The organism is Pseudomonas sp. PB105 (assembly GCF_009764655.1).
GTDB classification, from domain to species: Bacteria; Pseudomonadota; Gammaproteobacteria; order Pseudomonadales; family Pseudomonadaceae; genus Aquipseudomonas; species Aquipseudomonas cyclaminis.
In genome coordinates, this window is the sequence record NZ_RWIO01000028.1 from 93049 (window position 1) to 106925 (window position 13877).

Below are 13877 nucleotides of genomic sequence, written 5' to 3' on the forward strand. Positions count from 1 at the left end.
TCACCATTCAGCTGTGCAGTGGCAAAGAGCTCGATAGCATAGAGTGGATTCAAACGGAAGTATTCGACCATATACTCATCGTGCGATCTATCTTTCATACAGCCTCTCAACTTGAAAATTAATAAATAAATCTCCAAAGCTGTGACAATCTTAGCGTGCTTAACCATCTCTTGAGGGTAAACTATATCACTCCTAAAGCACCTCGACTACGACGCTCGACCAGATGGTTGAGTACAGCCATTCTACGGACCTTGATAGCGTGATAGAGGCGCTATGTTTGGCATCTCTATCACTCGCGCTATGTTACGCCTTCGTCAATAAGGCTTATGACTAGGATTAAATCAAGGATTTCTGCTCCGGTCTGGATGCTCGCATCCACTCACACAGGCTCACCAAGTCTTCTAGATCCACATCACTACCCAGCGAGCCGTCTTCCTTAACCCATTTAAGGCGACTCTGATCCTTGGTTAAAAATAAAACCTTACCGTAAAAGGCAGGCACATGTTTTGCTTTGCGCGCCGCGTCTTTGCTGTCATGTTTAGTTTCTACTAATCGAAGGATTGGTGTATCGCCTGGATAATGCGACAAGCATACAACAAAATCCGGGTAGAAATTGTTTTTGTGCTCTCCCCGAACAAGCCTTACCGAGTAAGATTTCCTGTCTGGATTACGATGCCACCAACAAACAAAGTCACTCTTATCAAGGGCGCGCGCAAAACTCATTTCTTCTTTGTTTAACGCAGCTGTAGTATCGTACTGCCCAATCTTGAAATCCCCGCTCTCAAAAGACCATAGTCTGTCTTTAAGCAAATAGCGATCATCTGCAAAGATGTGTTGAGCAAGCTGCGGCACTTCATCCTTTGCCGGTGGAAATACCCCGTATATATTTCGAATCGATTTACTCAAAGGTATCGCAGTGGCAAATGCCATCGCGTCCGGGAGAGGATCTGCGATGAAGGATTCTGCTTGTAATGCGATTTCCGAATAAAGCTCCTCTTCGAGCTTATCTGCTTGCTGCTTCGCCACCCAATTGGCGGCATCACGTGCCATTCGTTGCAAGATTTTTTCATCGGGCATTTTGTCAGGATCAAAATCTTCAAATTTTACTCGCAGAACCGGCAAAAGCCTTGCAGCCAAAACAGTCAAGATTTCACGGATATCTTCCTCTTCTACTTGAGGGAGTTTAGATAGCACCGCACGGGCTTCTTTAGCCAAAGCATTCCGATCCGTGACAATAAGAACCTTCTCGTCTTCGAAATCACCTGATGTTAGCTCGGTACGTCTCTCTGTATCCTTCAACTGATTCCGAGCAACTCTGATTGCATTATCAGCAAGCAATGTAGGTATCTCAAGTCTTGCGGCAATACTCCGAGACAATAACGACATATTATTGAATTGAGGCTTTCGCTCTGCTGGTAATGCCATAGGCAAGGTAGCAAGATCAGAACGGCGTGGATAGATGCGAATTTCACCCTGTGCCAAGCGTTTCATCAATTCAGCTTGTGTTTGGGGCTGGGACTTCGGAATCAATAGCGCAGAGGTGCCAGTGATTGCAGGCTCAACTTGCCACTCATCCAGATTATTCGCATCCATGGCTCCGAACATTTCAGCCTGTGGACCAGTAGTAACTGGAACACCGAGAGATTGTATTTCTTCGGGTTTTACAAACTCTGACTGAAGTGAGTTTTGAGCATTGTAGGTGAGTGGAAATTGAGAGGTTTGCTTATTTGTGAGCACGATTGCACCGCTTGAGGTACGCCGTTGCTGCAACTTTTCAGTTTGTCCTTGCAACTGGCTTTGCACTAAGCTCGAAACATATACCGCCTTTTCAAAGCCCTTCTGCGCAGTAGCGTCCGCCAGGTACACATATGCAGTGTCGAAAGCTCCAGGCATCGGTATTGCTTTGTCGGGATACGCATTGCGCATAGCCAACGATACGCGCATAACGCGACCAATGAATTGCATAGCGAAATCAGGATCATTGACCGGCTTTGTCGATGCAAGGATGAAGGCTCGAGGAGCGTCAAAACCAGTGCCGGCCGACTGCTTGAAAATAAGGACCTCTTTGGAACTATCGTTGGCAATCGCAGCCATCAAAACTGGATCAGGGTCATCGGATGAATGCTTTCCGATTGCTCCAGGTGGAACTTTGCATAGGTGTATTAGATCCTGCTCAGCTTCTTCCACGGTCTTGTTACCGTTGGCAACCTGCACAAGCAGTAAAGGCGTTAGTGGAATTCCAGCATCAGCTAGGCGCTGCTTGAGGTCTTGATTTCGCTTCCAAGCTTGGCGCAACACCGTACGTTTTAGATCAGCAACACTTTGTACACTCTGAGCAAGATCGTAGATGATGGCTTCAATATATCGCTTGTTTAGTCGTGCATCTACAACGTCATCACGGCTGACGGCAAACGACTCGAAATCTGATTTGCCAGCGCTATCTAGAAAATCCAGTATGCGTTGATCTTTCGGCGTAGCAGTTGCCATCAGCAAAAAATCTGGATTCAGCCACTGGGCAAATTTGCCAAATTCCGTAGCTTTGTCCAACGCGATATGGGCTTCATCCACCACCATTCCAATCGCGTAGCCTCGTTCTCGAGCCAATGCTACCCATTCAGCTATCGTTCGGGTGTCATCATCACCGTCCGCATCATAGCCTTTAACTCGCCACTGCGATTTCGCTACAGCCTGCGTAGTAGCGATCATAACAAGCCCCTCATCAGGTTGCTGATTACGTCCTATAGCTAACGTCGTAGGCGTCAGGTCGCTTGCGTTACTTTTCAGCGCGTCGAGGGTTTGAGCCACCAATGTCACGAAGGGGACGAACCAAAACCAGACCGTAGGCGTAGCGGCACTCACGTCTGCCAGGACCCGTGCCAACATGAATGTCTTGCCCGAGCCTGTAGGCGCCCGAAGCAGGCAAGGAGCTCTACTGCTGTGAAGTAGCGTCTTCGTCATATTATCGATCAAGGTGCTTTGGAACGGTTCAGGCTCCAGCAGCGGACCTTGCGCGGTTGTAATTAACGCTTGCATGGAAATTGTCGTTTCGGCCATGTCATGAAACTCGTTGGGTTGTCTGTCCGCGGAATAGCGCGTCCAGCAAACTGTAGCTATTGGCTGATTTTCCGTGTCTAGCTAAGTGATCAGTTACGCTTTCAGGACGGCTTGAGTACACAGCAAGACGGCGAGCAGGCCATTTAGCCAACCTTTGTAAGGTTTCATCGTCAACCTGCGCAACCAGCAATACTGCGAGCTCTCCATCAAATGCTAATTGCAGGATCGAATCATCAAGGGTGCCAGTGGATGCTTTTTGGCAATAACGTAAGGAAAGGAGCTGAGCAGCATGCATGGGCGTGCCTTCGAAAGGCACATCTGCGCTATCCATTTTGTCCAATTGAAGATACGCAAATCCTCCTGGCAGAGCCCGCTGTTTCCCAAAGCCAGTGATCACTCGCCGTAAACGTTTTGCACAAACGTCCAGGCACAGATTTTTATCCGGTTCCTTTGAAGTGGCCTCGGTGCTTGAACACAAGATGAAACGGCGCGCGCCCCCGTCTTCGGCGTTGAGCGCCAAAACAGCTTGCGCCGTGGTGCCAGAGCCGGCAAAGAAATCGAGAACTATGTCACCGGGCCTAGTGGCTTGCGAAAGCAGATTTTTGATCAGTTCAACAGGTTTCGGGTGCTGAAACACCTTCGCCCCTAACCAAGTTTTGATCTCGTCGGTAGCTATGCCCCCCTTTGGACTACGCAGAGCTAACGGCTCCATCAGATCATCATCGTCTAGGAGCGGGTCGAGGGTTTCTTTGACCCCCCCAATCCAACTGCTCAAGGGCGCAATGCGGTCTTCCTCTGGTTTTGCATCCCAGAATTCTTTACGCGAAGGTCGTCCAGGCGCAATAGGCTTTCCAATCCAAAACTCTAAATCAGGAAGATCATCTCGCAAAAGCGGAGTTTTCTTCTTCGGAAGAATCGGCCCTTTGTCTTCACGGATGGCTCTTACAAGAGCGTCTCTATCTCTGTAAAACATCACATCTTTTTCAGCGCATGGCGGAAAATAAACATGACGTTTCGCGATTAGAGTTTCGATAGTGTCACTGCGAAGCGAATCAAGTGCTGACTGAACGGCGGATTCGTCATCTGGGTGCCGTTTTCGAATTTCGTTCTCGGACGCGAATCGCCAAACGCTATTGGGGTCACAAGGATACCAGTAACCGGTGTCTGGATTCTGAATCGGATAATAAGTATTCGCACGCTCGTGAAGACTTTTGTTAGATGTCATCGGTTGAGGCGACCAATCTCCCCGGACATCGCTATCGGGATTCCGGAATTTCGAACGGTCGGTTTTTCGACCGTTAAATTTAAATCCCGAATTTGCATACACCAAAACGTGTTCATGGACGTGGCTGAACCGTTGAGATAGGTCGTTGCCAGTATCTTTGGTACGCCACACCAAACTACCAAGCCTACGCCTTGGAAAAACTTGCTCCATTAGTAACTCGAGGCGTGAGCGGTTTTCATCATTAATGGATACTAAAATCACCCCATCAGGAGTCAGCAAATCGCGTGCGAGCGTTAATCTTCGGTAAAGGAATTCTAGCCATTGAGAATGACGATACCGGTCATTAGCACCAACGAAGTGGTCATTGTATACCCAATCTTTATTACCGGTATTGTAAGGCGGGTCGATATAGATAACCCGTATTTTGCCCCTATGAGTAGCGCGAAGAAGACGCAAGGAGTCAAAATTATCACCTTCAATAATGAGATTGCCTTCAGCGTTAGGACTACCCAGCGAATGGGAGTTTTCTAAAACCAATCGCGGCAGCACGATGTCCGCATTCAGAGCCTCGTCACGCTCAATTGCGTTGGACTCCCAATTCAAGCCCAACTTCTTTTGGGTAAGCTGCTCCACTAGCAACCTTCGGAGCTGGGAAGGTGTCATGTTATCCAGCTGGGCTAGCAGACTGTCCGTTTTTGTACTCATAAAGGCTGTCACATCTCAGAAGCGTTCCGTGGCGACGATTATCCGGGGTTAGCCTCGGCACGTCACCTCATGAGACTAGATAATTGGCCTCCTAGCCTTTGAAGCTATCCGCCAAGGATTTTTAGCCTTCTATCATCGTCAGTCCTGGCAGTGTGTCCGGCTTCCCGCGAGGTTCGGCTTTGAACCGATCGTATTGACGCACCACATGGCTGAAAAATGCAACCAGCTGGACTGTCGTAAGATCCTCGGGCCGCTCACAGCTTCGCCCATGCTCCCCAACAGATCTCATTTTTCCATACACAGTTGTACTCATCTTCCCCGGACAGGCGTTAACCCGTCCCCTCTGTTCTCCACAAGCCATCACTTCAGCAACCCGCAACGCCCCTAGGTCGCCGCTGATCCTTACCAGATCTGCCACGGCGGCACGATCAACGAACGACCGGATTGACGTGTTCAAGCCAAGAGCGCAGAAGCATACCGACCGGGACATGCCAGCCTCGCCAACCTTCTTTGTGATGGCCTATTTTTCCTCGTTAGTAACCCAAACCTCGATTGGCTTGCCGCGTCGGCGAGCCGTTGTTTTTTCTTTGGTGCCACCTGTCATGGGTGCTCCTGCCGTTGCTGTGTTTTTGCTCTTAAACGCGGCAGCGGCTGCATGCCTCGCAGAGCAAGATACGTTGAGCCGAAGGCGAGTAAGGGTAGGTGGTGGAGGCCCTAGCTGCGAAGCAGCGTAGGCCTACAACACACATCTTGCCGTCTGATCTTCTGCAATTCTAGGCAACTTGACCACCTTAGGTTCGCCTTACTGCCATATCCGGCTATTTCTGACCTATAATTTCCCAAAATTTCTCTGAGTTGCGTTAAATTGCGCTGCCAATATAAGAATTTCCTTTAATTTTCTAAAATTTCCTTGAGTTGCCTATAGCAGGTGCTGACCACTAGCGCGATCACATAAACAGGAGACGCCAAATGACAGACGGGCCGAAAAAGGTGTATCGCGGCGCAGGGCGAGTTGCCTTCCTGGCCAGGCTTGATGACTTTCGTAAGCTGATAGATGCAGGGCACCCGCTACGTGCGATCTATGACGATTACGCCGAACAGCTTGGCATTGGCTACCCGCAGTTCACCAAATATGTCGGCAGGTATGTACGAGAGGAAAGAGACGATGGGCACCAAAGGAACGGCGGCGAGCAAATCGCCCAACCAAGCCCCTCCCCTGCCTCTACAGGAGGCCCAGGAGGACAAACCAAGGCCACCCCAGCCTCGGCCCAAAAACCCGGCGCAAAACGCCCCGGATTCGAGCACAACCCAAATAGCGGAAACCGCGACGACCTAATCTGACGCCCCACGAAACAGCGAGGTTGTTTAGTCCCTTTAATTTGGGCGAGAAAATGAGGTAGAACTTTTCAGTCTGTCTAATTTTCCTCATTAAAAAAACGGAGAACCCATGGCTCGAAAAACTCTCGCAGAACGCCGTTCTGACGCCCTTTCAGAGCTGGAAACAGCTAAAGCAAGATTGGCGAAATTGGATAATGAGGCGGCTGAAAGAATTGGGAGAATTGCAATCAAATCAGGATTGGTTAATCTTGAAATTACAGATGATCGGATTCGGGAAGAATTCGACAATATTGTGGAAAGGATCAGAAAGGGGAATTGATCATGAAAACCGCTCACCGCATCAGCGCATTGGCCAACCAACTCAACGAACTGCAAGCCTACCTCGGTCAAGCCAGCGGGCGACCTAGTAAAGCCGTTAGAGAAGCCCAACGCATTGCGGCAGAGTTGGCTTCCTCGCTCGAAAACTGGCACCTAGAAACACTACACATCCCTGAAACGGAGCGTGGTCACTATCGGACTCAGAACCCCTATTACTCAGCCCACTAAGACGCTACGCCATTTCATTAAAAGCCCACTTCGGTGGGCTTTTTTTTGGCCGTAAAAACACATCACGCCGGAAAGACAGGCAGGTCCATGCACGAAGAAAATACCAGTAAAATCAGGTTGGTGCGTATCAATCTCACTCAGGCAACGCCCGCAAGCCATTGATTTCTATGCGGATAGATACTTATCCGCATATTCCAAACCACACCATATCAGTCAATAATAAAACCTCGAACCATGACAAAACGAGGTGTTCGGCATGAATACGGAATTGCTGAAATCGCCGATTTCATCGGCTCGAAAATCGAGAATACGTACTGCCCTTGTTTTAGCAATTAAAAGCACAAGCCTTAGTGTGGGTCTCTACCTGGCACCACCCCCCGCATATGCCATCTACTGCTCAAACTGCTCGACGTTCTATCAACAGATGTTTGAGTACGCCGAGGCAGTCAACACGGCGCTGAACACTGCAGAGCAGCTTCAGACGCAGATTCAGCAGTATCAGAATATGGTCACCCAAGGCACGGGCTTGCCAAGCACCATGTTTGGCAGCATCGCGGCCGATCTTAAAAACGTGGCCAACCTTTACACCCGTTCGCAGTCCCTAGGCCGCCAGATCCAGAATATGGACTCTCAGTTCAACACCGCTTTCCCCGGCTTTCAGTCCTACCTAAATCAAGCCGCGAACTCAGCAGAAGTACCAGCTCATGAGCGCTATCAGAATTGGTCGGAACAAGGCAGCAACAACGTAAAGACGGCACTCGAGGCGGCAAACCTCAATACCAGCAAGTTCGAGTCTGAAGACATCCAGCTTGATCGCATGGTGGCCCGTTCGCAGTCAGCCGTAGGCCGCATGCAAGCTATACAGGCGGGCAACGAAATCGCCTCCCAGAATGTGCAGCAACTCCAAAAACTGCGCGATCTGATAGCCACCCAAATCAACATGCAGGGCAACTACATGGCTCAGCAAGGCGACCGGAAGGCCGCTAGCGAAGCCGCTGAACAGCAGTTTGAAGCGCGCAAAAACACACGCGGCGGCGTGAAGGAGTACTGAGAATGACTATTTCGAGATGGCTCATCGCGTTGATGTGCGCCGGGTCCGTACTGGCCGGTTCCATGGTCACCGTGATGGTTCAAAGCAATAGCGAATGTAATGCCGTGGCTGAGCAACAACGGCAACAGCGTGACGCTGATCTCTCATTTGAGGCGCGCCCGAATACTCGCGGCGGCGTGAAGGGGTACTAGCTATGGATCCTCGTCTATTGTTGTTCCTCACCTTGGCTGGTGTGTTCGTGGGCGGAGATGCTGTGGCGGCGACCGACCTCTCCCATGCCGATACATCGATTCAGGGTCTACTCGACCTCGTTTTGCAACAGTCGCACCAGTGGTCAGGGAAGCTGTATGACTATGCGATCAGACTGTTTTGGCTGCTGGCCTCGATCCAGTTCATCTGGACGTTCATGCCTCTGGTCATGAAGCAAGCCGATTTCGGCGAGATTGTCGGCGAGCTGCTGCGCTTCATTCTGGTGATCGGTTTCTTCCTTGCAGTCATGAAGTACTCGGTGGAATGGTCGACGGCCATTGTCGATAGCTTCCGTGATGCGGCGGCATCGGCGAGCGGCCTCGGGCGTGCATTAGAACCCGGCGATATGCTGGCAGTTGCGCTGGATTTTGGCCGCACCATGGTGGAGGGCATTTCAGTGTTTTCTCCAGCCAAGGGACTTCTGATCGCTGTATGCGCAATCCTTGTGTTGGCATGTTTCGCCTTCATCGCTGCATTCATGTTTGTCACGCTCGTAGAGTCTTACGTCATCATCAATGCTTCCGTGCTGTTCATCGGCTTTGGCGGTTCGCAATGGACGCGGGATTTTGCAATTGCGCCGATGCGCTTCACCGTTGCGATTGGCGCCAAGCTATTTGTACTAACCCTGATTGTCGGCCTGATCATACAGTCGGCAAAGCAGTGGTTGGCCGCCTACACCAATGACGAAGCGTCATTGATGACGATGGTCGGTTTGGCCTTGGTGTGCTGTTACCTCACGAAAACAATTCCTGACCTGATCGGTGCCATGATTAGTGGCACGTCAATGGGCGGCGGCTCGGCCATTGGCGGGATGGCAGTAGCCGGTGCTGCCGGGGCGGCGGCTGCGGCGGCCACCATTGCCACAGCCGGGGCCGCGGCTCCTGCTGCCGCCCTCGGAGCTGCCGGTACTGGTAGCGCTGCCGGGGCTGGGGCGGCGGGTGTCGGTGGACTGGCGGGGGCGATTAACTCCAGCTTTGCCGGTGCCAGCTCCGCAGGTGGTGCCGCGTCGTCTATGGGTGCAGCGGCGTCCTCCGGCGTGGGTGCCAGCACCGGCGGCGCAGCGGCCCAGGGTGCCAGTTCCGCAGGCGCAAAGGTCGGCGGCAGCTCAGCCAATCCTGCCGGGCAGGCGTCGGCCGCTCCGTCCTCGCCAAGCAGCGGCGTACAACAGGCCGCCAAGCAGGCCGGAAAGGCCGCGCAGGGGAACGGCGACAAAGACCAGCAGACGACACCAAAAGGGGGAGTTGTCAGCTCCGGCAGCGCGCTTTCCCAAGCGGCCGACGGTGGCGCAAAGATGCTCGGCGTGATGGCCTCGATAGCAGTGCCAGGTATGGAAAATGCGCACGCCTTGTCTCTTGGCGCAGCATCTCCGCCACCAGCCCCCGACGATACCAACTCGACCACTCCAGCCAATGGAGCAGAATTGGCCACGGAAGCTTCACAAGCTGAGCCTAACGTCATCCGTCCGGCCTCGGACACTGACTCTGCTACCGGCCGCCTCGCCTCGCTCAAGGTGCCGGGAATGACCTCGAACGACCAACCGGAGAAATAACCATGATGGGCTTTCTGATGTTCGCTGGATTCGTAGTATTCGCCTTTACGTTCGCCATCGGCATGTGGGCACTCGGCCGGTGGCTACGAAGCAAAGGTTACGGGCCGCAGCTAGATAAGCTGGATCGGCAGTATACGGCGTTGCAGCTTCGAGTAAGCCCGCTTGCCTTGTCGGCTTCCTACCGTATGTTTTCGGGGGTGCAGACCATGAATCGTTTTCCTCTGCTGGGCAGTAAGAGTAACGCCGCTCTAAACCAGCAAGTGTTGGTGACAATCCAAGCCGCGCAGGAAGCTCAGAAACGAAAGAGTCGCGGCAATTGCTGAGTGGTGAGTTGCCAATAGCAACCCCGCGCGCGGGGTTTTATTTTCCAAACCTTACCCTCTTTTCTCATGCTCAATTCTGAACGGATCGTTTACCACCTCCACCATCAATGCGGACGAGGGGCAACAACGGTGCGGAAGGCTTCGCCATCAGTAATACGCACGGACCTGTCTCAGCCATGCAACCGGCAGAAATCGACACAACGCAGGCCCTTTTATCTGGCAAAGCTCAGCCAGAAGCGGTTGCGATTCTTACCTATTTATCTCGCCCAGTTATAAGATTTTGTAGTGCCTAAGGTGAAGTCTCAACCTTTATTTCAGTCGCTACCAAAGACGCCAAGCTCCCGCTCTCCATGATCGTCATAAACTTAACTAGATTCACACAGCTAAATTCCGATATCCTATCTTCGACGGGCGATGGAGCAAGAATCACCATTACTTTATAAACTTTCTGAATATTTTGAGCCAAAATCCCCTGCTTCTCTAGTTCATCAGTTACAGTCAGCAAATTCTGCATAACCCACTGGCACTTTGACGAAAACTTACCGGCATAGGATTTTTTTCCAGTGATGAATTTGCTAAGGTCGTCACGGAAGAGCTTTGGTTCGGTGTTAAATCGAACGTTTTTAGCCTCGATAACGAACAGCGCATTCTGCTCTTCTAGGTAACCGATGAAATCGATCTCGCCCACATCATCTGGCGGGGTGATAATTTTCCCCTTTGAACGGTAACGTTCTACCGAAGAAATCGCATGGATACCAACTTCGGCAAGATTATAAGATACCACATGCTCAAACCACTTCCCCGCCTTGTTAGAGAGTGTAGTAAGATAAGATTCTATAGTAGGATTTTTCCATTCTTCTGGTAGTTTTTGGTAGCATGTATTATTAATCAGTATGTCAAGGGATTCAATCGCCATAGCTCTTGAGAAAAAAAGAACTGCGATATCATTCTGTATAAACTCAAAAAACCCACGATGATATGCCCGGTGTTCTTGTTTAGGGCTAAATAGAGTTCTATTCTCTAAATTGACTGCCCGTATAGTGAAACCATTAATCGCCTGAGTAGCTTGCTCAATGCTTGTGTTGAACTTTTCCTTCAAGCCCATGATAACTTTAGCTTTAGGTATTACTCCAACTGGATTGGCCTCAGAATGTATGTATGCGCGCAAGAACTCTATTAGTTGCGTGTAATTTAAGCCCAAGTGCTTGGTAAATGGTGGGTCAAGAACGCGACCATGATCTTCAATATCAATACTGTATGGGCAGCCTTTTATTCTTGACCTGATTTCTTTTCTTTCAGTTCTAATATCTAGGTTATTACGAGAATCTGAGTCTTGAGGCACATTAAAGTAAGTGTATTCCTTCTGATTTAATATCAGTTCAACTTCATCATAAAGAAATCTGTAACCATCGATCCGAATATAGGTCAAACACATTTCTTCGATGGAGATAAAAATCCTAGACAATGACGCGATCTTCTCAGGCTCAGTTAGCTCATCATCTTTTGTACCAAGCAAAACATTACTATGCCGACAAAGATGCTCCATTAGATACTTTATTCCTCGCCTGGCATGCATGGCATAACTTTTCCAACTTTCATCCTCTGCGGCAGACAAGATGAATTGATGATGTGCTAGGCTTTTCTTTTCGTACGCCTCATACTGATTGAGTATAAATATCACTAATGACAGCGCATCAAGAGATTTAATATTTTCCTCTAGAACTAGCTCGTGCTCGCTGTACACGACCATGCAAACCGAAATAATTTCTTCTCTTTCTGTCATTCGGCCAGAGTCGAATATAGAAAACACCTTGCTCTTGATTCGCTCGTACTGCTCGTTTTCATACTCTTGCGTAGGGCGGAACAAATATTCGGTCACAGTCATGTCCTTATCGTTGTGGTTTTCGGCTATATATTTATCGGACAATGTCGTCAAAGCTTTATGGGCAGCAGTTCCAACAGCCTGCTTTTGGACGGTTCCTGTCGGTCGACTCCATCCAGCTTGCCGGTCGAATTCGATGCAAGCGACAGAACAGTAGCAATGCGTAAAGATAGTCAGGTAGGGAGCAATGACCCAACCCCCTTTGAGCCAGCTAAAAACAGGCTGCCATCCAATTGCCCGGAGGCTTCGCCATTAGTAATACGCACGGACTTGGTACACTGATTTATGGGGCGTTTATGTACCTAGACACAGCCATAACTGATACCCCCATACGCTTTGCTATGGCTCGCACGCTTAAACCTTCCGCCCGAAGCGCTTGAGCCTTTGCTAGCTTGCCGTTAGCCGTTTCGAGGTAAGTTTCCCGGTCCACGGCACCAGCAGCGCGTCTACGACCTTCCTCGCGCCTCCTGTGGCGCCCTGCTGCCTCGGCGTGGCTGACAATAGTCTTGAGCTGCTGCTGTTCTGCGGGGGTGATCCTGAACAGGTTGATAAGGGTATCGTTCCTAGGCGTGTAAAGCGGCGGATGTTCCTTGCCGCCAAAGGTGACTTTCTCCCCGGCCTCGTAGGCTTTTGCCTTGCTGAACAGCGTCATCAGCTCTTTGGAGCGGCTATTCCACTGCGGATCTAACTCGCGGGCAAGTGCAGCCGCTTCGTGGTACATCTGCTTGCTATTGGTTGCCCCGGAAAGCAGCAGGAAGTTCAACCGCCAAAACAGATGTTGCATCCGCTGGCCTTCCACGACACCGCCGCGCAGCTCGGCAAGCCTGCGTAGGTCTTCGAGGCGATCCCAAGCAAGCTGGCGACCTGAGAAACCGCGCAAATTGTCGGCTTTGCCGCAGGGCATTAAAAGGAAAAGCTTTTTCGTGGCGCGCCGCTGGCTCTGTTCCTGCCGCTGCTGCTCGATAGTCCAGCGGGCAGTCGGTAGCAGGGCCTCGGCCATATGCTCGAAGTTGTACCGGATCGGCTGGCCGTTTGTGTCGCTCTGGACATGCACCACGCGGCAGACTTCGCCGCTCTTGCTATTGACCGTCTCCACGGTACGTAAGACCCGGCTTGCGTCCTTGGCCATCGGATCGGCACCGATGTGCGCGAGGCGATCCACTAAGTAACGCTGGCACGCATTCCAGCGGGGCAGCGCTTGGCGCGGAATCGTGCCCTCTAGCAGCCACTTGGCCTGTATGCCTCGACCGCTGTAGATCAGCAGGGACGGCGCAGGCACCCCCGCCTCGTTGCAGAAATACAACACAGACGCGGCCAATTTTTCAGGGTCGCGGCCAGCTAATGCGGGGATACGGTAGGTGTCGAGGTCTGCGAACAACAGACCAAGCCGGGACAGGTTTACGACGCGCCGGTTGGGTCGGATGAACTCGGCCTGAGATATCCAAGTGTCGCGAGTTTTGTCCACCAGATTGAGTATGGTGGGCATATCCGCTAGCCGGTGGGACGACTGACGCTTTTCGCCACGAACATCAACCAGTAGCGAGAAGAACCCGCTCCTGTTGCTGTCGTGGTACATCTGCGCCTCGTCCTGAGAACTGAACAGCGCAAGCTGTGAACTTTGAAGTTGAGCGCGGGCGGTTCGCACAAGCGGCTGCGGCATGGGCCCTGAGTCGGGCCCGACCCACACTATTCAGGCTCCAATTCCGGGTCTGGGAGCTGGGCCAGAAGCCTTGCACGCATCAATCCATTCTTCGACTTCAGCCAAATCCCAAGCGACATTTCGGCTGGTTAACGCAATACGGCGCGGGAACTCGCCCCGCTGCTCCATGTTGTAGATCGTGCGCTCTGCTAGCGGGATCATCGCATGCAATTTCTTACGGTTGATGAGTGTCTTGCTCTTTGGTTTGGTCTCCATCGGGTCGCTTTCCTTCGAAGTTGTCAGATGCTTGACAATG

12 protein-coding genes are annotated in these 13877 nt (G+C 51.3%); 7 read left to right on the plus strand and 5 right to left on the minus strand.

The features are described from left to right. Nucleotides 1-336: 336 nt before the first annotated feature. The gene (locus EJD88_RS05925; protein ID WP_158877197.1) at nucleotides 337-3054 is read right to left on the minus strand and encodes a DEAD/DEAH box helicase; all 2718 of its coding nucleotides are present in this window, start codon (nucleotides 3052-3054) and stop codon (nucleotides 337-339) included. Nucleotide 3055: 1 nt separating this feature from the next. After that, nucleotides 3056-4912, minus strand: coding sequence for a site-specific DNA-methyltransferase (locus EJD88_RS05930; protein WP_256674389.1), 1857 nt, complete (start codon nucleotides 4910-4912; stop codon nucleotides 3056-3058). Nucleotides 4913-5953: 1041 nt separating this feature from the next. Here EJD88_RS05930 and EJD88_RS05935 point away from each other — a divergent pair. The 7 genes from EJD88_RS05935 to EJD88_RS05965 all read left to right on the plus strand — a co-directional run bounded on the left by EJD88_RS05935 (nucleotide 5954) and on the right by EJD88_RS05965 (nucleotide 10040). After that, nucleotides 5954-6325 carry a TraK family protein gene (locus tag EJD88_RS05935; RefSeq protein ID WP_158877201.1) on the plus strand — a complete coding sequence of 124 codons (372 nt, stop codon included), beginning with the start codon at nucleotides 5954-5956 and terminating at the stop codon, nucleotides 6323-6325. A 106-nt stretch (nucleotides 6326-6431) separates the two neighbouring features. Beyond that, nucleotides 6432-6641: a TraC family protein gene (locus tag EJD88_RS05940; RefSeq protein WP_158877203.1), complete on the plus strand. Its 210-nt coding sequence runs from the start codon at nucleotides 6432-6434 to the stop codon at nucleotides 6639-6641. 2 nt (nucleotides 6642-6643) lie between these two features. After that, on the plus strand, nucleotides 6644-6868 hold the full coding sequence (locus EJD88_RS05945; RefSeq protein ID WP_096144545.1) for a hypothetical protein: 225 nt from the start codon (nucleotides 6644-6646) through the stop codon (nucleotides 6866-6868). Nucleotides 6869-7124: 256 nt separating this feature from the next. Beyond that, nucleotides 7125-7919 carry a P-type conjugative transfer protein TrbJ gene (gene trbJ / locus EJD88_RS05950; protein WP_158877205.1) on the plus strand — a complete coding sequence of 265 codons (795 nt, stop codon included), beginning with the start codon at nucleotides 7125-7127 and terminating at the stop codon, nucleotides 7917-7919. 2 nt (nucleotides 7920-7921) lie between these two features. Beyond that, the gene (locus EJD88_RS05955) at nucleotides 7922-8110 is read left to right on the plus strand and encodes a hypothetical protein (RefSeq protein WP_158877207.1); all 189 of its coding nucleotides are present in this window, start codon (nucleotides 7922-7924) and stop codon (nucleotides 8108-8110) included. A gap of 2 nt (nucleotides 8111-8112) precedes the next feature. Continuing rightward, entirely contained in the window at nucleotides 8113-9717 is a 1605-nt protein-coding gene (trbL, locus tag EJD88_RS05960) for a P-type conjugative transfer protein TrbL (RefSeq protein ID WP_158877208.1), read from the plus strand. 2 nt (nucleotides 9718-9719) lie between these two features. Next, complete coding sequence (locus EJD88_RS05965; protein ID WP_104723919.1) at nucleotides 9720-10040, plus strand: hypothetical protein; 321 nt, start codon at nucleotides 9720-9722, stop codon at nucleotides 10038-10040. A 289-nt stretch (nucleotides 10041-10329) separates the two neighbouring features. Here EJD88_RS05965 and EJD88_RS05970 read toward each other — a convergent pair whose 3' ends face one another. The 3 genes from EJD88_RS05970 to EJD88_RS05980 form a co-directional block, all read right to left on the minus strand. Beyond that, complete coding sequence (locus EJD88_RS05970) at nucleotides 10330-11925, minus strand: hypothetical protein (protein ID WP_158877209.1); 1596 nt, start codon at nucleotides 11923-11925, stop codon at nucleotides 10330-10332. Nucleotides 11926-12205: 280 nt separating this feature from the next. Further along, nucleotides 12206-13582, minus strand: a complete 1377-nt coding sequence (locus EJD88_RS05975) for a replication protein (RefSeq protein ID WP_158877210.1) — start codon at nucleotides 13580-13582, stop codon at nucleotides 12206-12208. Nucleotides 13583-13612: 30 nt separating this feature from the next. Beyond that, entirely contained in the window at nucleotides 13613-13837 is a 225-nt protein-coding gene (locus tag EJD88_RS05980; RefSeq protein WP_031597374.1) for an AlpA family transcriptional regulator, read from the minus strand. Between the last annotated feature and the right edge of the window lie 40 nt (nucleotides 13838-13877).

Coding starts and splice junctions, on each gene's coding strand:
- EJD88_RS05925 (WP_158877197.1), bottom strand. CDS start 3,054: ATGGCCGAAACGACAATTTCCATGCAAGCGTTAATTACAACCGCGCAA.
- EJD88_RS05935 (WP_158877201.1), top strand. CDS start 5,954: ATGACAGACGGGCCGAAAAAGGTGTATCGCGGCGCAGGGCGAGTTGCC.
- EJD88_RS05940 (WP_158877203.1), top strand. CDS start 6,432: ATGGCTCGAAAAACTCTCGCAGAACGCCGTTCTGACGCCCTTTCAGAG.
- EJD88_RS05945 (WP_096144545.1), top strand. CDS start 6,644: ATGAAAACCGCTCACCGCATCAGCGCATTGGCCAACCAACTCAACGAA.
- trbJ (WP_158877205.1), top strand. CDS start 7,125: ATGAATACGGAATTGCTGAAATCGCCGATTTCATCGGCTCGAAAATCG.
- EJD88_RS05955 (WP_158877207.1), top strand. CDS start 7,922: ATGACTATTTCGAGATGGCTCATCGCGTTGATGTGCGCCGGGTCCGTA.
- trbL (WP_158877208.1), top strand. CDS start 8,113: ATGGATCCTCGTCTATTGTTGTTCCTCACCTTGGCTGGTGTGTTCGTG.
- EJD88_RS05965 (WP_104723919.1), top strand. CDS start 9,720: ATGATGGGCTTTCTGATGTTCGCTGGATTCGTAGTATTCGCCTTTACG.
- EJD88_RS05970 (WP_158877209.1), bottom strand. CDS start 11,925: ATGACTGTGACCGAATATTTGTTCCGCCCTACGCAAGAGTATGAAAAC.
- EJD88_RS05975 (WP_158877210.1), bottom strand. CDS start 13,582: ATGCCGCAGCCGCTTGTGCGAACCGCCCGCGCTCAACTTCAAAGTTCA.
- EJD88_RS05980 (WP_031597374.1), bottom strand. CDS start 13,837: ATGGAGACCAAACCAAAGAGCAAGACACTCATCAACCGTAAGAAATTG.